Here is a 19,865-nt window from a genome sequence, read left to right as displayed (position 1 = left end):
GCAATCATACACTTACCGGCGCGGAACAGCGCCCAAACTTGACAATAGGGACCTGCCCAGATGAGCCTTTCAAACCGTCCATTTTTGCCAAACGCTTTTTCCGTCCGGACCCTGGCTCCGGCACTGGCTGTCGCCGCGGCCATCGCGCTGACCCCGGTGTCCGCCCTAGCCGAAACAGCCAAACCGGTTGCGACCATTTCCATCGACGGTCGCGGAGAGGTGTCGACAGCTCCCGATATGGCCGTGGTCACCACACGGGTTGTCACGATGGCCGAAGAAGCTCCTGAAGCCCTTAGCGGCAACACCGAGGCCATTTCCAAGGTCATTGCCGAAATCAAATCGGCCGGCGTGGAAGCCAAGGATATCCAAACCAGCGGTTTTTCGATCTTCCCGCGCTATGACCGTTCGGACAACAACCAGGCGCCGAAAATCATCGGCTACGAGGTTGCCAATGGTGTAACCATCAAAATACGCGACCTTGCCAAGCTGGGCGGTATTTTGAACACGGTCGTCGAAAACGGAGCGAACTCTATTGGGGGCATCAGCTTCCAGGTCAGTGACCCGGACGAGAAACTGGATGAGGCCCGTAAGCTGGCTGTTGCGAACGCCAAGGCCCGCGCCCAGCTCTATGCACAGGCAGCCGGTGTTGAGTTGGGCCGTATCCTGTCGATTTCAGAAGGGGGAGCCTCAATCCCGCGGCCGCTGTTTGCTGGCCGGGAAATGATGATGAAGGCAGATGCCGCACCGGTGCCGGTTGAAGCTGGTGAAAACACGCTAAGCGCAAATGTTTCCATCACTTGGGAAATCGACCAAGACACCTAAAAGCCTTCCATTCCAGCAATTCAGTTCTGTAAGGGCGTCCCCACAGGGTAGACGCCCTTTTCTTTAGAAAAGCCGATTTCAAATCCCAGCTTTTCAGACCATTTGCGTGTCAACTGATCGGAGAAAACCGCGTCTTGCTGAAGAGACGCAAACGCATCCTGCCACGCAGCTACGGTTTCGCGGTCGGTCTGCTTTGAAATAATCAAGTAACTGGAAGCCTCCCGAAGAACAAACACCGGCTGCACGTCAGAAAGTTTTGCGCCGGATAGGCTGAGATTGGGCAAGGCTTCAATGTCTGATGAGATCCACAGATCGTTCCGCCCAAGAAGCAGCTTTTTGACATTCATCTCGTGAACCGGATTGGTCTCGACCACTATGCCTTGCTCTTCCAGATATGCGGTGCGCCAGTCGCCCAGAATACCCGCAACCGTAAGCCCCATATCGGCAATCTGCCGGAGGTTTGCAATTGCCAAGTCAGAGCCGGACCGGGCATAAAGCATATGAGCCCTTGTGATGAGCGGTCCGATAAAATGATAGCCGTGCTCCACCCGGGCAGCTGTTTTGCCCGCGGTGAAAAACGCCGTATCCCGCGTTGTCTCTACAATCTTCAGGGCGCGGGCCGCCGGTAACACTTCGATTGGGTGCGCGCGCCCCAACCGCCGATCCAGCTCCCGAACGATATCGACGCTGGTGCCGACAAGCTGGCCCTGTTCTACATAGTTTGTTGGCGGCGCTATGGTCGTTAAGATCTTCAAGTCTGAAGCGTTGGTCGGGTGGACTGCCGGCACAACAGCAAGCAGGACGGAAAAGGCCATCAACTGCAGCATTAAGCGCAGCTCCAAGAAAAAACACCGTCCCGACAGTCTCCCTCCGAGCCGGGGCCGGCGTATCATGAGACCGCCTCCAGCCGGCCGGCTCACGGTATTACAAAGCTGATGTTTTGTGGTTTTGCGAAGGTGCCCTGATCCGGGTCATGACCAAGCGGGATACCCAGGCGGGCGCTCCATAGCTCCACCAGTTCGTCGTAAAATCCGGTCGATTTCAGCGCCTGGAAGGCACCGCGCCACTCTGCCAGAAGCGCCGGATCTGTACCCTTGGAAATCATCAGATAGGATGGCGATTTGCGGATTGTAAAGTGCTCGACTACAGCGTTTTGAGGCTCGTTCAAGTCGCGTAGAACAACTGAGGCCTGCAGGGAGGACGTAAACCACAGGTCTATACGCCCGGCCAGCAGCATACGGGCACTCATGGCCTGGTCATCGGTTTCAACAACATCTACGCCTGCCGATTGCAGCAGTTTGGCCTGCCAGGATCCACGGACCGCAGCGGCGGTCAGATCCTGCATCCAGACATCTTCAAGATCGCTGATCTCGAATGTGGCATCGGATCGTGACAAGAGCACGTGGCGCCACATGACAATCGGGCCGATGAACTCAAAGCCCGCGGCCACTCTTTCGTCGGTCCTGCCAGCTGTGAACAGCATCACATTTGGATTTTGTTCTGCAATCACGTAGCCGCGCGCCCAAGGCAGCACTTCGATCGGCGTATCGACGCCCAACCGGTGTTTGATCGCCTCAACGACAGCAACACTCAAACCTGTCGGACGGCCCTCTTCGTCCAGATAGTTCGAAGGGGGCCAAGGCGAAGTGATCAGGCGAAATTCCTGTGCAGAGCCGGGTGCCGCACCGAGCACGGCGGCAGACAAAAATGCGGTGCAATACAGGAGTATTGCCCTGCTGCTCAAACCAGCTAGCCAACGCATATTCCGGTTGTAGACCTTATCCAAGACTTTGACGCTTTCCCTAGACAATATCTGCTGACGCAGTGCCTGCCGGATATATTGCTGTCGACACGCAATTTTCCAGTTGTTCGTTAAAGAACATCGTAAACCGGTTACAGAAGTCTGAACCAAACCTGCATCGGTTTTTCAGTCTCCTCAGCGTCGCCGACATCCTGCCAGGGGAAGTGAACGATTGCGTCATCCAGCATCTCATATCCGCGTTTTCGCCAAAATGGGTCCAGCGGCCAGTAATCTGAAGGTTTTGCGGGATGGTCATCCGGACGGACCACCGCGCAGAAGCTCGCGTAGGCATATCCCAGACGGCGCGCATGGGCCTCGCGCTCATCAAAGAAACGGTGGCCAATGCCCTGACCCCGGTAAGCCGGATCAAGAACGGATTCAGCCAGATAAAAAACCTGCTTGATGTTGTAGCCGCGGTCTTCAAACGGGCGGCGGAATTGGATTACCTCCGCCTCCATCGGCTCTCCGGTCGCTGCCCCCACCAGCCGGTCGCCGTCATAGGCGCCGATGATGACCGCTCCGTCCGTGTCAGCGTAGCGCGATAGGTACTTTTGCTCGTAGGCGAGCGAGCCCTCGTAGAGATAGGGCCAGTCCCGGAAAACCGATATCCTGAGCTGTGCGAGATCTTTCAACGCGGCCCTGAGATCTGTCCCCGTCAAAGTCTTGATGGTGACTGGCATACCGCCCCCCTTTTCGGTTTTGTTTTTGTGCGCTCGGCAACAGGCCGCAGCGTTTATACCGTAACGTCAGATTGAGCAACCGCGGCGTAGTTGCGGAGAGGGCAATCCATCAATCGCGCGCTTCCAGCCAGATCCGCGCAGTTTCCATCTCTCCGCTCAACGCCGCTTCAGCCAGCTTCTGCCCGACGACCGCTCCGAACTTATAGCCATGGCCCGAGCAAGCAGAAACGGCGGTTACCTTGCCCATGTCTTGAAGATAGAAATGCTCATCCCGTGTGAATGTATAGGCGCATGTCACGACATCAGCGATGCCATATTCCGCTATCCGGCAAAATGGTGGACTAAAAAGGTCACGGATGACCTCTCCCTCGCCGGGTGCAGGGCTCCGGTCAACATTCGGATCACTCCTGCGCTTATGAACCCCTGCGCCGACCTTCAGCCCGGTTCCTGCAACCGGCGGCAAAACATATCCGTCAACCGGCCCGCCGACATCCAGAATGACAGGTGCGTTCTCCCAATGCGACCGGAGATCCTCCGGTGGGGTCAAATAGGCAACAGCAGTGCGGTAGGTTGTAAGCGATGAGGCAAGTTCCGGCAGAAGACCAAGCGTCCAAGCTCCCGCAGTCACGATGATCTTATCTGCGTGAAGCATCTGACCACCTTCCAGCGTCACGGACCCGATATCCCGGTCCAATGCAAGGACCCTGGTGTGTTCGCGCACCTCAGCGCCGTTTTGCCGCAACCAGCTGCGCAGGCCTATGGCAATCTTCTGACACAACAGCACTCCGCCTTCGGTACTGAATGCACCAAAGCGCAGTGTGTTGCCATCGATGAAAGGGTAGCGGTCCTGGGTTTGCCCGCCGCTCATTTGTTCAAACGGATACCCACCGTCCGCGAGCCCATCCCGGTATTGTTCACCCTCATCACCCGGGGTCTGGGACAACAACAAAAAGCCGGTGTTTTCATAGTGACTTTCGCCAAGGTCGTCCCAAAGCGCGTCCCAGGCGTCAAACGCTGCACCGATCCGCCGCTGATACCCTCCCTGTCCGCCATAGGCGCGGCGGATAATCCTGTGCTGATCCCCGGACGCACCGAGCGGATTGGGAACCGGACCTTGTTCGACAAGGGTGACGGACACACCCTGCTTGGTGAGCGCCCAGGCGGTACTCAAACCGGAGATCCCGGCTCCAACAACAATGATATTCATGAATGGCTTCCAAGTTGCAGCAGCGCGGCACCGTATCCGCCGGGGTTGCGGACTGACAAGCGATATGACGTCTTGATCTCATTCCGGTTGTTCAAAATCCGGCATGTGCCTAGCGCAACTGCGACCGAACACGGTCCCTTTCCGTTTTCTGCTTGCCTCCGGCACACCGCGCCATACAAAAGCTTTCCGTAGCGTCGTTGTGCCCGATGCAGCAAACAAGGAACTGCGCCCCATGGACGCCAATTTTGAAGCTTCCGTCTCCACGCGCCGGTTATCGGATTTTCCGGACTGGATCTACCTGCTGCGGGAGTATTACGAGGTCTACCGGTTCTTGTCATCGGGCGGCAGCGACAAGATCCGTTCACATCAGCGGGCTGTCCGCGAGGCGATCAGCCGGGTTCAAAAAGCTAATGCCCCGCTGCGTTTCGATGCGCCGGCCCACAAACCGGTCACAGCACATCTTAAGCGGGCGCTCGATGAAGGCCGTCTTGAGCGCACGGCAACTTTGATAAGGGCAATAGAATCCGTTCAGGATCAGCTTATCTGGCAGTACGGTTACGAGAAGGTGCCAAAGGGCCTTGAGCGCAACTACGCTTATGCTGAACTATGCGGCCCCAACGGACCGGTTCTGACCGATGAGGTCATTCTCGGGCTCGTGCTTTTTGCGCCCAATTGCACCTACCCCGCGCATGCCCATGCAGGGATATATGAGAGCTACGTGTGTTTGTCCGGCGCTGTGTCGGAAAACCACCAGGGCGTCTATGCCCCCGGGTCGATGATTTACAACCCGCCAGAACACACGCACCGCATCACCGTGTCGAAAACCGAGCCCGCGCTGCTTGCCTATGCATGGATTGGGCCGAACGAACTCTTGGCCAACCAGAAGATGGTGTTCAGCCGGAAGAGATCAAAATGACTGCGGCGGTCAGGCCGCCACAGCCGTTTTTCCAGGGCTCACGCATCTGATATCGAGCGCGGCCTGTCCCAGCGCGCCATCTGGTCCAACCCAGGCCGGTTCGCCCAATAGCTTGGTTTCGACAATTCCGAGCTCGGGGAACGTGAGTCCCATGGAATGTGACGTCGCCACACGCATGCCCGGCCGGGGGTTCAGACCGCAACAAATCTCACGGGTGCCCAGCTTCAAATGATGGGCAATATCCCATTCCAAGACCACGCCTTCATGGCGGGTAACCACCCAGCAGTGACCATCTTCGCAGGTGCCCTGCTTTTCTTCCGGAAAAAAGTAGCCATAAACATAGCCGGCTTCCAACCCCGCCGCGCGCAGATTTGCGATCAGGTAGGTGTTGATATCAACGCAGGAGCCTTCAGTGAGCCCGCAGGCCAGATAGGGCACTTCGTCAAGCCCGTCATTGAACCGGATGTCTGGATGTCCGTACGAAAAGCGCTCGGCAACAGCATTCACAATCCGTTCGATGGCGCGGTGGCCATCCGGAGCGCCATCGGCAATTTCCCGGACGCCACTCACCAAAGCGTCCGCCGCCTTCGTGAACCGGTTCTTGCGCGGAGCAAACATGATGTCCGGGTAGCCCGAACCGCCGTCTGCAAACGCGTATTTCAACGTCAACCGGTCATAGTCGGACGGCGTGATCAGGGCGGCGACCTGTCCGGTGGTGACTTCCCCTGTCAACCTGATGTCACCGCCATCAACCGAAAACGAAACAGGTGTCTGATGCGGTGTCGGGATCCCCACCGGAACCAGCAGTTTCTGGCCGCGGTTCATGGTCAGGTCGATTCCTACTTCTAAAATCATGGTTGTTCTCCCCAAGGAGCCGCTGTTTCTAGATGACCAGCTGGAACAGGATCCCGGACATTACCGCGCCGCTGACACCCAGCGCCAGGTAGGTGGCAAAAACGCCCGGTTTGACCAAGGACCAAACAGCTGCCATCGCGGGAATTGAGCTAACAGCACCTGCAATCATGAACGACATGGCCGCGCCCGCGCTCATGCCCTGCTCAGTCAATCCCGCGAGCAACGGCGGAGCGACATAACTGTTGAGATAGGCCGGCATGCCAACCAGGGCGGCGATGACAATCGGAAGCACTCCCTCGCCGCCAACAACACGGGCAATAAGGTCGGCCGGAACATAGGTGACCAGCAAGGCCTCAAGCATGTAGGCCAGCGCAAGCCACTTTGCCAGAAACAGCGCATTCGCCGTCAATTGCCTGCCGAAGGTTTGCCGGCGTGTGTTCTCTTCCCAAAACCGCCAGCGCGGCTTGCCCGTGAACGGAGACGGGCCGCAACCACAACCGGTTACTGTTATCGTTTTGACGGGGTTCTTGAATGTACCGCCAGACATCAGCAGCTTGACGGCGAAACCGCCAAAAAGACCAAGCCCGACGGCGAAGATTGCCTTGCCGATCGCAAACGGCCAACCGAGCGAGGCAGCCGTGATCAGCAATGTCGGCGGATCGATCAGCGGCGAAGACAGCCAGAATGCCATGATGGCGGGAAGCGGGGCGCCAACCGCGAGCAACCCGGCAATAAACGGGATGACCTCACACGAACAAAATGGCGCAAGCCCGCCGAACATCGCGGCGAGAAAGATTGCCTGGGTTTCGCGACCCTGAAACGCGCGGCCGATTGATGCCTCTGCGCCTGCTGCCTTGAGCCAGGCAATCAGCAACACGGCAAAAGCGATGTAGGGAAGCGTTCCACCGAAGGCTTTAAGCGCGAACTGAACCACGGGCACCACTTGTGCCGGATCGAAAAGCGCGACACTCGCAGGAATGACAAGGACGACCGTCCAGGGTGTTTTTAGTCTGCGGCCCACGGCCGAGAGCTGCGACAGCCGGTTTGAAGGCTTCGTTGCCGGTTGCGCGCAGCAAGAGCTGTTTGTTTGCTCGCTTACGGCCATCACACAAGCTCCCCTTTTCGCAAATTCGCGGAAGAAAGGACATTTGAATCCGCGCAGCATTCCTTCAGAAGGTACCCTGCTAACGCCTCTAAATGCTGATAGGCCGCCGTGTTGATCACGCTGCGGCCGGATTTTTCCTGGGTCACAAGGCCCGCGGACGCCAAGAATTTCAGGTGATGGGCAAGCGTCGAAGCCGCCATACCGGTCTTTGCTTGAATATCGCCGACCGTCATGCCCTCGGGACCAGCCTTGACCAAGGTCAGCACAACTTCAAGCCGGGCTTCAGAGCCCAGCGCGGCAAACCCTTGCGCGGCTTCTTCGATAATCATTCACAGCCCCAAATAACGATATAACTAGAAATATAGTTATATTATTTCGAGCAAATGGCAAGCCCTCAATGGAAGGCTTGCCAAAAAAGAAACGAAGACCGTTGTTTTAGCCGGCCGCCGCCTCGGTTTGCGGCGCGCTCACCTGTGCAATCCAATCCTTCAGATTGTAGTAGGTCGTGATGCGGGCGATCTTCCCGTCCCGGATTTCAAAGAATGATCCCGCGGGCAATTTGTAGGTTTGCCCGTTGGCCTCCGGCAGCCCATCGTCTGACTCAAGATAGGTTCCGTGCACCATAAATTCTGCGGCCGCCCGCGTTCCGTCTTCGGAGATCAGCAACATCATATCGGAGATACGTTCTTTGTAGCAGCGGCTCATATGCACGTTGAACGCCCAGAACTGATCCTTGCCGACACGCCTCTCCCCCTGATTGACATCATGGATCAAATCTTCCGTCACCAAGGTTCCCATCTTGGTGGTGTCTCCGGCATTGAACGCGGCAAAATAGGTATCGATCAAAGCACGGCTTTGTGTGTGGGGCATGGAGTTGTGTTACCTGACTGGTGTTTCGTCGGACCGGCCGCCTGAGAGCGGCATATGCTCGTGCTGAGTTTCCTAGCACGCGTAACAAAATGCAAGCCCGCGTTGTAGAAAGGCTTTCAGAACCGGACCGCGAAACCAAGCATCGGACCGTGTGTCACCGTGTCATAAGAAAACGAACCGACACCGCTTTTGCCATTGTCGTAATCTACGCCGGTCGCCTTGTATTGAAGATGAAGCGCGTAGCGTTCATTGAAGTGATAGCCGAGGCCGCCCTGCGCTGCCCAGGTAAAATCTGACACAAGGCCAAAACCCCCGATGTTCCCGCTGCCATAGACTGACCACGCAGGCGAGAAAAAATACTGGCCACGCACACCAATCACCGGGTCGACCCAGTCTTCGGTTATCGTTCGTGAAAATCCGGCCGCCGGAACGGCCGCCGTTATGTCCAGATCATTGTGCCACCATCGCGCACCGGCATAAGCTTCTGCCCAATTTCGGTTTTCCTGCCAAAACCGGTAGCCGAAGAACGCCTCGGTGACCAATTGCTTGACGCCGCTTTTCACGGTCCCACCGGCTCTCGGCAGTGTCGTTGCAGACCCGAGATCCATGTAGGCTATATCAAGTGTTGCGCCCCAGCGTCTGTTGTACAGAACCTCGAAATGCGCCATCGCGCCAAATTGCAGATTTTCAAAAATTGTACCGGGCGACACATCCAAGCTGGTAGACGGCAACCGGCCGATCTGGGCATCACCTTGGATGGTTGGCGCAAGAAGGTAGGGCGCAAAGACGAATTCCCAGCTCCGAGCTTGCTGCCCAGGAGCCACGGGATCGGCCACAGCTGGCGGGTCATAGACAAGATCAGCCGCAGCAGCTGGTACCAGTGACGAAACCAGCATGGCACTCGCCACATACACATTTAATCGCATATGCCCCCCCGAACAACGACGCAGTACAAAGTGCTTAGGCAGAACCGCGGCATTGAGCAATTGCGAGAAGTATCATGACAGCTGAATAATCAGAGTTCTGCGAGCGATTTCCCGGTCGTCTCAATTTGGAAGCGCCACGTCACAACAGCGCCTATCAGCGAGGTTGCCATCAGTCCATAAAGCAGCGCGTCTGTGCCAATGAGAACCAGCAAAACCGGGAACAGAAAGGCCGTTGTCACCGCACCGACCTTCGCAATGGAAGCGGCAAGCCCTGCGCCCACACCGCGATAACGGGTCGGAAAAACTTCGCCGGCGATCAGATAGGTTTGAGCGTTGGGACCCATGTTTGTCATGAAATTGAACAGCATGAAGCCGGCAAAAATCAGCGGCACATGCAGGCTCTCGGATACATGGTTGCCCATGGAAGCGATGAACAGCCCCGCTGCGCAGCCGACAAAACCGGCAACTTGCAGCTTGATGCGCCCAACCCTGTCCGTCAGCAAAATCGCAAAGATGATGCCAACGATCAGCAGCACATCAATCATCGCTGCACCTTTTGCGGCCAGCAGATCGTTGTGCAGCAGATCCGCCGTTGAGGTGGCGTGCACCTTTTCGTGCCCCAGCGCCGTTGCCAGAATGACCGGTGTGAAGATGCCGATACCGTAGGTCCCAAGATCCTGTAGGAACCACGGCACCGAGGCCAGGATCAGCGCCCGCCTGGCTTGCTTGTCCCGGATCAGTTCCTTGAAGCCTGCCTCTTCGCCGCTTTCAGCCCCCTCATCCGGCTGTCCGGCGGCCCCGGGCTTGTCTGAAGACGAAGGTATGTCCGCCAGAACGATACGTTTGGGATATTGCGGTTCGCGCCGCAACAACCATGACAAGGCGTGCTCGGCATCGCTCTTGCGCCCCTTTTCGAGAAGCCATGTCGGGCTTTCGGGGATGAAAAAGCGCCCCAAGAGTACGGCGAAGGCAGGCAGGATGGCTGCGGCATACATCCACCGCCATGCTTCCAGACTCGGGAACCAGGACAAAATCAAATAGGCCAGTCCTGTGCCCAGCAAGGCGCCGACAGCCTGAAAACTGAAAGCCCCCAGCACCAGCTTGCCGCGCTCACGTGACGGTGTGCTTTCGGAAATAACCAGATGTGCGGTGGGATAGTCACATCCCAATGCGAGCCCGAGCCCGAACAATGCCAAAAGAACGACGGGGAAACTGTGAGAAATGGTCAGCGCAACAAGAAACACCAAAAACAATATCATCTCGATGATGAACATCCGGCGGCGGCCATAAGAATCGGAAAGGCCACCCAGCGCCGTTGCCCCAATCAGAATGCCGAAAAGCACGGCTGAACTGACCAAGCCATGGCCAAGCGACGACAGTGAGAACTCTTTGGCCATGAGCGGCAGTGCGATGCCGGTCATGAACACCACCATGCCCTCGAAGAACTTTCCTGCGCAGGCCAGCCACCAGATGCGCCATTGGACGGGTGTCAAAGGAGCGGAGGACGTACTTGTTCCATCGGGCCATTCGGGTGTCTCGTCGATATAGACCTGAGGCAAGACACCTTTTTGCGCACTTGCACCGCCAGCATCCACTGCACTCATCAGCACTATCCCCCTGGCCGGAACACATCGTCGGTCCAACACGCTAGCGTCTGAATCATGACAGGGCCATGATGGTAGAAATCGCAGGCAGAAGTATGGTTTCAGCCGCGGCCCATCATGCGGTCAATGCTCAAAGGCCCCGGGCCTTCGGCCGACAAATACAAAAACACAAAAACAAACATTAAGGTCAGCTCGCCGCCATTCAGCATAGGGTAGACGCTGCCGGGCAGACGGAACATCACATAGACCACGGCCATGGTTAGTGCTGCAATCAGAGCGGCTGGCCTTGTCAAAAGCCCGGCCGTCAAAAGCCCGCCGGCCACAAGTTCTACAGCGCCGACAGCACCGCTCACGCTCATCAGCTCCGTTCCGGTCTGACTGGTTTGCGGCAGTCCGAAAAACTTGGAAGTTCCGTGAAATAGAAACATCAACCCTGATGCAATCCGCAAGGTGCTCAGAAAAAACGGCGAAAAACTTTTCAGAAATCTCATTGCTGCGCCCCAAAGGTCTTTGGTCTTTGCAAGCTCGATAGATCGTCAAATGTAACAGGGGCGTTAAGACCGGCGCGTTTCCCCGGAAAACCGTGCGGTGCGATTAAAAAGTCGGGAACCCCCGGGCCCGCCACTGATCGCGCGGGACGACACCGCCGACCTTGTACTGGAACCGGATAACCCGCGTGATGCGGTCGTCCAGTTCGCATCGGAAGGCGACATTGTACCAGAGCCCCCGGCTTCGGAAGGCTGCCTGATTTGGCTGGATAACCGTTCCTGCGCCGAGACGGAAGGTCGGCAGGTATTCCGGTGGCATCGGCGGCAGTTCATTGCGCAGCTGACCCTGCAACTCCGTCATGCAGAGCATGTTGGCGCGCTGGTCTCTTGGTATCCCGGCCATTTGCCGGCGGGCCCTTGCGTCATTCGACAATTCTGCTGAAAACAGCGTTCGCGCTGTCGTCAGATTGCCGATCGGCGCAGGATTGGACGCAGCCGAACTGGCAGCGGAATTCGCCGCGCGGCGCCGCACGGGCGCGGGCGGTTTGGGCGATGGCGCTGCGCTGGTCACTATCGGACCTACAGTGCCGAAATCCTCCACGACAACGGCCCCTTCATCAGCAAGCTCCGGGTCCGGTTCCGGGCTGGCATTTTCGTCGGCGATGACATCGCTCACAGGCGCCTCGGCATCTTCAGCTGGCACATCCGCAGGATCGTCAAGCGGCTGTTCTGCGAATTCCTCTGCCGTTTCGGTGGCGGGTGTCTCCGGCGCGTCCGCGACAACATCACCGTCTTCCTTCACAAGGTCTTCCCCGCCTTCTTCGAGAACCGGTTCAAGCGCATCCTCCACGGCGGGGTCTTGGGCCGTTTCAACGGGGGCCTCGACGGTCTCGTCGGAAACTGGCGCGTCTGCCGGCTGCTCCACCGCATCTTCAGCGCTCTCTTCCTGTGGCGTTTCTTGCAGTTCCTGCTCAGCCGAAAGGTCCGGCGAGCTGTCAACATCACCGTATTCATCGACTTCCTGAAGCACAGGAATTCCAGCCAACTGTTCCGCCGGTTCTTCTTCAGGCGCTTCCGACTGGGGGGCCGGTTCTGGTTCTGGTTCTGGTTCGGGCTCAGGTACCGGCTCGGGCGCGCTCTCCTCTTCCACCTCAGGCTCGGGCTGAGGAATGTCTTCCGGCGGCTCGGGGACGTCTTGCAAGGCTTCGGGCGGCACCAGCTCGACACTGACCGGCTCTTGCGACGGCTCTGGCCGATAAGCTTCCACATCAACGGCAATCGCCAGCGCCACGATGGCATGGAGCAGAACAGAGACCGCAAGCCCGGCGCCGAACAACCAGGACGAGCCGTTTTGTTCGTGCGCGGGCCTCGGATCAGGAACGTCCAATAGTGCCAAGCAAACCGCCTCTTCGTACCGAAACCAAATCCCGCCGCCCAGGAAATCCCTTCATAACAAAAAACCCGGCGATGTCGCGCCGGGTTTTTCAAAGTCCGCATCACAATCCGGTGGCACCGGACAGATGGTCCTCAGCTGTCGAGGAACGACCGCAGTTTACGCGAACGGCTCGGGTGCTTGAGCTTACGCAGAGCCTTCGCCTCGATCTGGCGGATACGTTCGCGCGTCACCGAGAACTGCTGACCGACTTCTTCAAGCGTGTGATCGGTGTTCATGCCGATGCCGAAGCGCATTCGAAGGACACGTTCCTCGCGCGGGGTAAGCGAGGCCAGAACGCGGGTCGTGGTCTCACGCAGGTTCGACTGGATCGCCGCATCGATCGGCAGAACGGCGTTCTTGTCCTCGATGAAGTCGCCCAGGTGCGAATCCTCCTCATCCCCGATCGGGGTTTCGAGTGAGATCGGCTCCTTGGCGATCTTCAGAACCTTGCGGACCTTTTCCAGTGGCATCTGAAGCTTTTCGGCCAACTCTTCCGGTGTCGGTTCGCGGCCGATCTCGTGCAGCATCTGGCGCGAAGTGCGGACGATCTTGTTGATCGTCTCGATCATGTGCACCGGAATACGGATCGTGCGGGCCTGGTCGGCGATCGAACGGGTGATCGCCTGCCGGATCCACCAAGTGGCGTAGGTCGAGAACTTGTAACCACGGCGGTATTCGAACTTGTCCACTGCCTTCATCAAGCCGATGTTGCCTTCCTGGATGAGATCCAGGAATTGCAGGCCACGGTTGGTGTATTTCTTCGCAATCGAAATCACCAGACGCAGGTTGGCCTCGACCATTTCCTTTTTGGCTATGCGTGCTTCGCGCTCACCCTTTTGCACCATGGCTACGATGCGGCGGAACTCAGTGATCTCAAGACCGGTTTCAGTCGCGAGCGTCTGGATCTCCTGACGCAACTCGCGGACGTTTTCCTTTTCCTTGGCTATGAAGTTCTTCCAGCCGCGGGTCGACAGGTTTGCAACCTTGCGCAGCCAGTTCGGATCAAGTTCCGCGCCCTGATACTGTCTCAGGAAGTCAGCCCGGTCGACATTGTAGCTGTCGGCCAGGCGCAACAGACGGCCTTCATAGCCCATCAGCCGCTTGTTGATGTCATAGAGCTGGGCAACCAGCGCATCAATCCGGTGCTGGTTGAGCGACAGGCTCTTCACGTCGACGACAATGTCTTCCTTGAGCTTTTTGTAGCGGCGCTCTTGGCTCGGAGACAGCGTCTTGTTGGCCAGCTTGTTCTCGACGAGCTGGTCCTGCAAACGGCGCAGTTTTTTGTAGTTGTCAGCGATGCCATCAAACGTTTCGAGGACCTGCGGCTTCAGCTCGGCTTCCATGGCGGACAGGGAAACGTTGGCCTCGAACTCGTCATCGTCCTCGGCGTCTCCATCTCCCTCGCCTTCGGTTTCATTCTCGTCGCCCATGCCGTTTTGCGCCGCAGGTGCGGCCTGCGGTTCGGCTTTGGCCTCGGGCTCGGCATCCGGGTCATCGTCATTGGCACTCTGAGGTCCGGCTTTTGCATCCGGTCCGGCATAGGTTGCTTCAAGATCGATGATGTCGCGAAGCAGAATATTGCCTTCATTCAGCTCGTCGCGCCAGATGATGATGGCCTGGAACGTCAGCGGGCTTTCACAAAGCCCGGCAATCATCGCCTCTCGGCCGGCCTCGATCCGCTTGGCAATCGCGATCTCGCCTTCGCGGGACAGCAGTTCTACCGAGCCCATTTCCCGCAAATACATGCGCACCGGGTCATCTGTCCGGTCGGCAGGCTCTTTGGTGGTTGTTGTTTTGGCGACGGCTCCGTTGGACGCTGCCACCAGGTCGCCACCGCCAACGACCTCTTCAGAAGAATCCTCGACTTCGTCAGAGTCAATCACGTTTATGCCCATATCGGATAACATGGACATGGTGTCTTCGATTTTTTCGGAGGACACCTGCTCGGAGGGAAGCACCTCATTGAGCTCGTCATATGTCACGTAGCCGCGCTTTTTCGCGGCCTTGATCATTTTTTTGACAGCTGCGTCTGACAGATCCAGAAGCGGCCCGTCTGGGCCTTCGCCCGGTGCTTCTTGTGTGTCGTCCGCTTGCGTCGCTTTGGCTACCATATTTTGCTCCAGAACCGCAGCTTTCGGAAAAGCTGCGCCGCGCCCGAATTCCGCCTCAAGGCCATGTGCTAATCGCCCGCTGGGAATGCAGCGCAATCTCGATCAGCACGCTCGAATGATTCGTTTGTAAAGCCGTGTCCTTAAGTCCCTATTAACTGTAGTTCCAGCTGGCCGATCCGATTTCTTCCAGCCTTGAACACGACAGATGGAAACGGCAGGAAAACCCACCGCACACGATCTTCGGATTTTGCAGCGCATCTTGATGTTTGTCCGAGGCCCGTGGCCTTTCCAGGACTTTCTCTGCTGCGACTGTTCTATTTAGCTCGACGCGCACGATTCGCAAGTGTGATTCGCATTTCGTCAATCTGATTTGGCGCTTTTTCTCAGTGATCGCCAATTTCGCAGTGAAAATTGACTGTGCTGCGCATCATCCGGCCGCCAGATCCAGGCCTGGCTGCAAGGGAGCGGCCTTTATCTTCTTGGCGCGTTCGGCAAGTTCGCCTTCCTGACGGGCGCATTCCTCGCGGCGCCGGCTAAGGTCCTGTGTCAAGGCCCGCATCCGGTTCCAGCGTGCTTCATCCAACTCATCATCCGCATATGCCATTTCAGCCTCAAGCTCAGCTTCAAGGCCACGCAGCTCGATCACATCGACGAAATGCAAAAACACCGCTTCGACGAAATCTTCTGGCGGGTTGCTCTTCAACACGGGGAACCGCTGAACCAGCGCCGAAAACCCGCCGGAACGTTCTGCATCCCGGGCTTCGACCGACACCTCCCGGATCAGCTGATGCAAGGAGTCATCAAACAAGTGCTCCATTTCAGCAACCGGCGTGTTCGACGAACCATCCGCCAGCTGGCACAGCGCATCCCGGAACCGGCGGTGCTTGTCGTCGGAAATCGGCAGAGCCGAAATCCGCTCAATATGCCGGTCCAGAAGGTCTGGATATTTCAGGCACAAGCCGCAAAACAGCCGCTCCGTCCCAAAAAGAGGGGTATCCGGCAACGCCTGGCGGAGCGGACCACCGCTTTCCAGCGGGTCCTTTTTGTCTTTCCAACCCTTTCCGCTCTGTCTGGAGCGCTCGAAAAACAGGTTGGACAGCTTGAACCGCAGGTCCAATTGATAACGGCGGCGAACCCTCTCATCCTTGATCGTGCCGACAAGATCGTCAAAGCGTTTTTCAAGGGCAGCCTTGCGCTCTGGCGTATCCAAGCGCGCAACTGAAATCTCCCGGTCCCAGACCACGTCGAACAGCGGCTGCGCTCTTGACACTTCCTCTTCGAAACCTGCCAGCCCTTTTTGCTTGACCAGATCATCCGGATCCATTCCGTCGGGCAAAAAACTGAACTGGAACGAAAATCCGCTTCTGAGCACCGGAAAAATCCGGTCGATCGCCCGGTGTGCCGCTGACACGCCCGCGGCATCGCCGTCGAAACAAATCACAGGTTCAGGTGCAAATTTCCAAAGCCGAAGGATTTGATCTTCGGTAAAAGCCGTTCCCAGGCTGGCAACCACATGCGTGATGCCCGCCTGCCATAGCGCGATCGCATCAAGATACCCTTCCACAACAACCGCTTGTCCAGCCTTGAAGGCGGGTTCGCGGGCGCGGTGGGCGTTAAACAGCATAATGCCCTTGTGAAACAACGGCGTCTCAGGCGAGTTAAGGTATTTTGGCTGCCCGTCCGGATCCAAGGTCCGCCCCCCGAAAGCCACAACTCTCCCTCGATCGTCCTGAATAGGGATCATCAGCCGGCCACGGAAACGATCATAGCTTGGCCGGCCACCTTCCGGCTGGATCACCAGACCGGCCTCAATCATCATCTCCTCCGGAACCTCTTTCAAGGTCAGGTACCGTTTCAGCGCGTCACGGCCATCAGGCGCGTAGCCGAAACGAAACTCGGAGAGGGTTTGAGGCGTAAAGCCCCGCTTGAGAGCATAGTTTCGAGCCGCTTCTCCGCGCGGCGCGGAAAACTCCTGCTGAAAAAAACGGGCCGCCAATTCACACACATCGGCAAGGCTCGCACGCTTCTTCTCCCGGCGCGCCGCTTGGGGATCGGGCGCAGGAAGAGCCACGCCAGCCTGCTCTGCCAGCCGCTCCACCGCCTCCGGAAAAGACAGCCCCTCTGTCTCCGTCAGGAAACGGAAATGATCGCCGGACGCGCCGCATCCAAAACACTTGTAGCGGTTGCGCCGGTCATCGACATGAAAACTTGGGCTTTTTTCCTGATGAAACGGGCAACAGGCCCAATAATCGCCTTTGCCAGGCTGCGTCTTGCGACGGTCCCACGTCACCCGCCGCCCGACTATGTCGGACAAGGTCAAACGTGCCCGGATTTCGTCTAGAAGACGGTTGTCAAAGCGCATGAGATAAGGCCTGTGCCCCTAAAGGTTTCGGGAGGCGCGGTTTACATCACCGAACTCCAACTCGCCAGTCAGAATACCGATTATGATCCGCCAGGAACAGCCTGCCGGATGTCAACGCACAAACGGTGGAAAACCCGTCAAACAGCTTAGTCGATTGACGGCGGGCTACTGGTCACCCGAGGTGGATGGTGGTGTGTCCGTGTCAGGCGGCGATGGGTTCGTTCTCAGCAGGTCTTTGACCAGACAGGACGCCTGTACGAAGTCCATTTTCCCAGGATACCGGCTTTTCAGCTCGTTCATGCACCGCCCAATGTCACGCAAGCCGCTGGCATCGATGTCCTTCAGGGTTTCCTCGCAAATCTTGCGCATCTCGCTGTCATCAAGCTGAGCGGGGAGGAATTCGCGGATGATGTCGCGCTCAACACGCTCCTGCTCAGCCAGATCGAGCTGGCCGTCCTGCTCAAACTCGCTGGCGGACAAATCACGCTGCCGGACCATCTTTTGCAAAATGTCGAGCACTTCTTCACCACTCACCCCGTCGCGGCCGTTTTCACGTGCCGCGGCATCCCGGTCCTTGATTGCTGTTTGGACCAGCCGAAGTGTAGCCGCCCGGCGTTTTGCACCTTCGGCTTGGGCGGCTTTGAGAGCCGATTGGATTTTTTCGCGCATCATTCACCCCTGCCGCACAAGGCACCGTTTGGCCAATCGCCCTAAAGGCCATGATCCCGGCTTCAGAACCGGAATGCAAACGGGCAAGTCGTTGATAGTTATTACCTTTTTTTCATAGGATCAATATTGACGATCAAGCTGGCTTCCCATAGAGTGCCGCTCTTAATGCAGACGGCTTTGACAGGTCTTCACCTGTCCCGCTTTCGCCCTTCCTGCAGCGCATGATGTCATCAACTATACTCGGAACGCAACACATGTCGACTGCCGACGCATGGTCTGTCAAACCGGCCACCGCCCTCCTTGTGCTCTCAGACGGCAGCGTCATTGAGGGCGACGGTTTGGGCGCAACCGGCATATCTGCCGGAGAGGTCTGCTTCAACACTGCGATGACAGGTTATCAGGAAATCCTGACAGACCCGTCTTATGCAGGCCAGATCATCACCTTCACTTTTCCCCATATAGGCAACGTCGGTGCAAATGACGAGGATGTCGAAACCGTCAATATGGCCTCGGAAAGCGGCATCCGCGGCTGCGTACTAAACGCACGGATCACCGACCCGGCCAACTATCGCTCGGCCAAGCACCTGGATGCCTGGCTTACCGCACGCGGCATTGTCGGCATCAGTGGCGTCGACACCCGCGCTCTGACCGCCCTGATCCGCGAAAGAGGCGTCCCGAATGCCGTCATTGCGCATGACCCGGACGGCAATTTCGATGTTGAGGCACTGAAAGCGCAAGCCGCTGCCTGGCCGGGCCTTGAAGGCATGGATCTCGCCAAAGGCGTTTCAACGACCCAGCAGCACCCATGGTCGCAGACGGCGTGGAAATGGGATCACGGGTATGGCGAGGCCCAAGGCGGCGCCTACAAGGTGGTCGCCCTGGATTTCGGCATCAAGCGTAACATTTTGCGGCTTTTGACCGAAGCAGGCTGTGAAGTGACAGTGCTGCCGGCGGAAACATCCGCCGAGGATGTTCTTGCGCATCAGCCGGACGGCGTTTTCCTGTCCAACGGCCCTGGCGACCCGGCTGCGACCGGCACCTACGCCACAAAGACCATAAAGACCATTATCGAAACCGGCATTCCGACCTTCGGGATCTGCCTGGGCCACCAGATGATGGCCCTTGCGCTTGGCGGAACCACCGTCAAGATGCACCAGGGCCACCACGGCGCGAACCATCCGGTCAAGGACAACACCACCGGCAAGGTTGAAATCACCTCGATGAATCACGGGTTTGCAGTGGACGGTAAGAGTCTTCCGGACAATGTTGAAGAGACCCACGTCTCGCTGTTTGATGGATCGAACTGCGGCCTGCGCGTGACCGACAAACCGGCCTTCTCGGTGCAGTATCACCCCGAAGCGTCTCCGGGACCCCAAGACAGTCATTATCTGTTCAAACGCTTCACCGATATGATGAGCGAAGCGCGGTCCTGACGGTCCCTCCAGGCGCCCGTCAGGCGGGTCCTGAATGCCAAATAAAAAACCCGGCCACAAAATGGCCGGGCATTTTTATAGACCTGTTCCAGCTGATTAGCGCTGGTCAACAAGTTCCTTCAGCGAATAGACGACGTTGTCGACTTCTGCGACCTGCTCTTCAACAAGCGCTTTTTGCTCAGCCAGCAAGACCTGCTGGTTTTCACAAATTTCCAAGAGCTCGGAATACTGCAGATCTTTCGGGCTGTCGCCCTCAACCAGCTTGATCACCCGGCGAATTTCAACGAGCGTCAATCCGATTTTCTTGGCTTGAAGGATGACGCGCATGCGCGACACATCGCGGTGGCCGTAGAACCGGCGGGCGCCGCGGCGCACTGGGTTCAACAAACCCTTTTCTTCATAGAAACGCAACGTGCGCAGGGTCACCCCAAAAAGTTCAGACATTTCGGAGATGGCCAGAACGCGATCGTCCTGTTCATTTGTGTAGTCGACAGCGCCGGCAATATCCGGAACTGCTACCATTTTGGTCGCGAGGTTGTTCATAGTCTCTTGCCCGATCTTGTTGTTTGCATGTGCAAACG

The 19,865-nt window shown here is 57.5% G+C and carries 19 protein-coding genes; 3 read left to right on the top strand and 16 right to left on the bottom strand.

The window, feature by feature from the left end; genetic code table 11:
• The first annotated feature begins 60 nt into the window (after nucleotides 1-60).
• Nucleotides 61-822, top strand: a complete 762-nt coding sequence (locus JM93_RS05115) for an SIMPL domain-containing protein (RefSeq protein WP_145341120.1) — start codon at nucleotides 61-63, stop codon at nucleotides 820-822.
• A gap of 20 nt (nucleotides 823-842) precedes the next feature.
• Here JM93_RS05115 and JM93_RS05110 read toward each other — a convergent pair whose 3' ends face one another.
• The 4 genes from JM93_RS05110 to JM93_RS05095 all read right to left on the bottom strand — a co-directional run bounded on the left by JM93_RS05110 (nucleotide 843) and on the right by JM93_RS05095 (nucleotide 4,510).
• On the bottom strand, nucleotides 843-1,649 hold the full coding sequence (locus JM93_RS05110) for a substrate-binding periplasmic protein (protein ID WP_170230538.1): 807 nt from the start codon (nucleotides 1,647-1,649) through the stop codon (nucleotides 843-845).
• Nucleotides 1,650-1,738: 89 nt separating this feature from the next.
• Nucleotides 1,739-2,527 (bottom strand): substrate-binding periplasmic protein, encoded by a 789-nt coding sequence (locus tag JM93_RS05105; protein WP_170230536.1) that lies wholly within the window; start codon nucleotides 2,525-2,527, stop codon nucleotides 1,739-1,741.
• 188 nt (nucleotides 2,528-2,715) lie between these two features.
• Complete coding sequence (locus JM93_RS05100; RefSeq protein ID WP_145341117.1) at nucleotides 2,716-3,303, bottom strand: GNAT family N-acetyltransferase; 588 nt, start codon at nucleotides 3,301-3,303, stop codon at nucleotides 2,716-2,718.
• 109 nt (nucleotides 3,304-3,412) lie between these two features.
• Nucleotides 3,413-4,510 carry an NAD(P)/FAD-dependent oxidoreductase gene (locus JM93_RS05095; protein WP_145341116.1) on the bottom strand — a complete coding sequence of 366 codons (1,098 nt, stop codon included), beginning with the start codon at nucleotides 4,508-4,510 and terminating at the stop codon, nucleotides 3,413-3,415.
• A 232-nt stretch (nucleotides 4,511-4,742) separates the two neighbouring features.
• On the opposite strand from JM93_RS05095, the gene JM93_RS05090 reads away from it, so the two are divergent.
• Complete coding sequence (locus tag JM93_RS05090) at nucleotides 4,743-5,426, top strand: dimethylsulfonioproprionate lyase family protein (protein WP_145341115.1); 684 nt, start codon at nucleotides 4,743-4,745, stop codon at nucleotides 5,424-5,426.
• 9 nt (nucleotides 5,427-5,435) lie between these two features.
• Here JM93_RS05090 and JM93_RS05085 read toward each other — a convergent pair whose 3' ends face one another.
• The 11 genes from JM93_RS05085 to JM93_RS05035 all read right to left on the bottom strand — a co-directional run bounded on the left by JM93_RS05085 (nucleotide 5,436) and on the right by JM93_RS05035 (nucleotide 17,851).
• Nucleotides 5,436-6,281, bottom strand: a complete 846-nt coding sequence (locus JM93_RS05085) for a transglutaminase-like domain-containing protein (protein WP_145341114.1) — start codon at nucleotides 6,279-6,281, stop codon at nucleotides 5,436-5,438.
• 28 nt (nucleotides 6,282-6,309) lie between these two features.
• A complete protein-coding gene (locus tag JM93_RS05080; protein ID WP_145341113.1) occupies nucleotides 6,310-7,386 on the bottom strand; it encodes a permease in 1,077 nt (358 codons plus the stop codon).
• Nucleotides 7,386-7,715 (bottom strand): ArsR/SmtB family transcription factor, encoded by a 330-nt coding sequence (locus JM93_RS05075; RefSeq protein WP_145341112.1) that lies wholly within the window; start codon nucleotides 7,713-7,715, stop codon nucleotides 7,386-7,388. The genes JM93_RS05080 and JM93_RS05075 overlap by 1 nt, the downstream gene beginning before the upstream one ends.
• 106 nt (nucleotides 7,716-7,821) lie before the next feature.
• The gene (locus JM93_RS05070; RefSeq protein WP_145341111.1) at nucleotides 7,822-8,256 is read right to left on the bottom strand and encodes a ketosteroid isomerase-related protein; all 435 of its coding nucleotides are present in this window, start codon (nucleotides 8,254-8,256) and stop codon (nucleotides 7,822-7,824) included.
• A 116-nt stretch (nucleotides 8,257-8,372) separates the two neighbouring features.
• Nucleotides 8,373-9,182, bottom strand: a complete 810-nt coding sequence (locus JM93_RS05065; RefSeq protein WP_145341110.1) for an outer membrane protein — start codon at nucleotides 9,180-9,182, stop codon at nucleotides 8,373-8,375.
• Between the two features lie 89 nt (nucleotides 9,183-9,271).
• A complete protein-coding gene (locus JM93_RS05060) occupies nucleotides 9,272-10,786 on the bottom strand; it encodes an MFS transporter (protein ID WP_145341109.1) in 1,515 nt (504 codons plus the stop codon).
• Between the two features lie 101 nt (nucleotides 10,787-10,887).
• The gene (locus JM93_RS05055) at nucleotides 10,888-11,277 is read right to left on the bottom strand and encodes a DoxX family protein (protein WP_145341108.1); all 390 of its coding nucleotides are present in this window, start codon (nucleotides 11,275-11,277) and stop codon (nucleotides 10,888-10,890) included.
• 103 nt (nucleotides 11,278-11,380) lie between these two features.
• Nucleotides 11,381-12,670 (bottom strand): DUF930 domain-containing protein, encoded by a 1,290-nt coding sequence (locus JM93_RS05050; protein WP_145341107.1) that lies wholly within the window; start codon nucleotides 12,668-12,670, stop codon nucleotides 11,381-11,383.
• A gap of 131 nt (nucleotides 12,671-12,801) precedes the next feature.
• Nucleotides 12,802-14,820, bottom strand: a complete 2,019-nt coding sequence (gene rpoD / locus JM93_RS05045) for an RNA polymerase sigma factor RpoD (RefSeq protein WP_145341106.1) — start codon at nucleotides 14,818-14,820, stop codon at nucleotides 12,802-12,804.
• Between the two features lie 427 nt (nucleotides 14,821-15,247).
• A complete protein-coding gene (dnaG, locus tag JM93_RS05040; protein WP_145341105.1) occupies nucleotides 15,248-17,182 on the bottom strand; it encodes a DNA primase in 1,935 nt (644 codons plus the stop codon).
• Between the two features lie 165 nt (nucleotides 17,183-17,347).
• Nucleotides 17,348-17,851, bottom strand: a complete 504-nt coding sequence (locus JM93_RS05035; RefSeq protein WP_145341845.1) for a GatB/YqeY domain-containing protein — start codon at nucleotides 17,849-17,851, stop codon at nucleotides 17,348-17,350.
• Nucleotides 17,852-18,105: 254 nt separating this feature from the next.
• On the opposite strand from JM93_RS05035, the gene carA reads away from it, so the two are divergent.
• Complete coding sequence (carA, locus tag JM93_RS05030) at nucleotides 18,106-19,284, top strand: glutamine-hydrolyzing carbamoyl-phosphate synthase small subunit (protein WP_145341104.1); 1,179 nt, start codon at nucleotides 18,106-18,108, stop codon at nucleotides 19,282-19,284.
• A gap of 96 nt (nucleotides 19,285-19,380) precedes the next feature.
• Here carA and JM93_RS05025 read toward each other — a convergent pair whose 3' ends face one another.
• A complete protein-coding gene (locus JM93_RS05025; protein ID WP_208994963.1) occupies nucleotides 19,381-19,827 on the bottom strand; it encodes a MerR family transcriptional regulator in 447 nt (148 codons plus the stop codon).
• Between the last annotated feature and the right edge of the window lie 38 nt (nucleotides 19,828-19,865).

This window comes from Roseibium hamelinense (assembly GCF_007830545.1).
Classification (GTDB): Bacteria; Pseudomonadota; Alphaproteobacteria; order Rhizobiales; family Stappiaceae; genus Roseibium; species Roseibium hamelinense.
Note: the sequence above shows the minus strand (reverse complement) of the source record. Positions and strands in the feature narration are given on the sequence as shown.

Coding starts and splice junctions, on each gene's coding strand:
- JM93_RS05115 (WP_145341120.1), top strand. CDS start 61: ATGAGCCTTTCAAACCGTCCATTTTTGCCAAACGCTTTTTCCGTCCGG.
- JM93_RS05110 (WP_170230538.1), bottom strand. CDS start 1,649: ATGCTGCAGTTGATGGCCTTTTCCGTCCTGCTTGCTGTTGTGCCGGCA.
- JM93_RS05100 (WP_145341117.1), bottom strand. CDS start 3,303: ATGCCAGTCACCATCAAGACTTTGACGGGGACAGATCTCAGGGCCGCG.
- JM93_RS05095 (WP_145341116.1), bottom strand. CDS start 4,510: ATGAATATCATTGTTGTTGGAGCCGGGATCTCCGGTTTGAGTACCGCC.
- JM93_RS05090 (WP_145341115.1), top strand. CDS start 4,743: ATGGACGCCAATTTTGAAGCTTCCGTCTCCACGCGCCGGTTATCGGAT.
- JM93_RS05085 (WP_145341114.1), bottom strand. CDS start 6,281: ATGATTTTAGAAGTAGGAATCGACCTGACCATGAACCGCGGCCAGAAA.
- JM93_RS05080 (WP_145341113.1), bottom strand. CDS start 7,386: ATGGCCGTAAGCGAGCAAACAAACAGCTCTTGCTGCGCGCAACCGGCA.
- JM93_RS05075 (WP_145341112.1), bottom strand. CDS start 7,715: ATGATTATCGAAGAAGCCGCGCAAGGGTTTGCCGCGCTGGGCTCTGAA.
- JM93_RS05070 (WP_145341111.1), bottom strand. CDS start 8,256: ATGCCCCACACACAAAGCCGTGCTTTGATCGATACCTATTTTGCCGCG.
- JM93_RS05065 (WP_145341110.1), bottom strand. CDS start 9,182: ATGCGATTAAATGTGTATGTGGCGAGTGCCATGCTGGTTTCGTCACTG.
- JM93_RS05060 (WP_145341109.1), bottom strand. CDS start 10,786: ATGAGTGCAGTGGATGCTGGCGGTGCAAGTGCGCAAAAAGGTGTCTTG.
- JM93_RS05055 (WP_145341108.1), bottom strand. CDS start 11,277: ATGAGATTTCTGAAAAGTTTTTCGCCGTTTTTTCTGAGCACCTTGCGG.
- rpoD (WP_145341106.1), bottom strand. CDS start 14,820: ATGGTAGCCAAAGCGACGCAAGCGGACGACACACAAGAAGCACCGGGC.
- dnaG (WP_145341105.1), bottom strand. CDS start 17,182: ATGCGCTTTGACAACCGTCTTCTAGACGAAATCCGGGCACGTTTGACC.
- JM93_RS05035 (WP_145341845.1), bottom strand. CDS start 17,851: ATGCGCGAAAAAATCCAATCGGCTCTCAAAGCCGCCCAAGCCGAAGGT.
- carA (WP_145341104.1), top strand. CDS start 18,106: ATGTCGACTGCCGACGCATGGTCTGTCAAACCGGCCACCGCCCTCCTT.
- JM93_RS05025 (WP_208994963.1), bottom strand. CDS start 19,827: ATGAACAACCTCGCGACCAAAATGGTAGCAGTTCCGGATATTGCCGGC.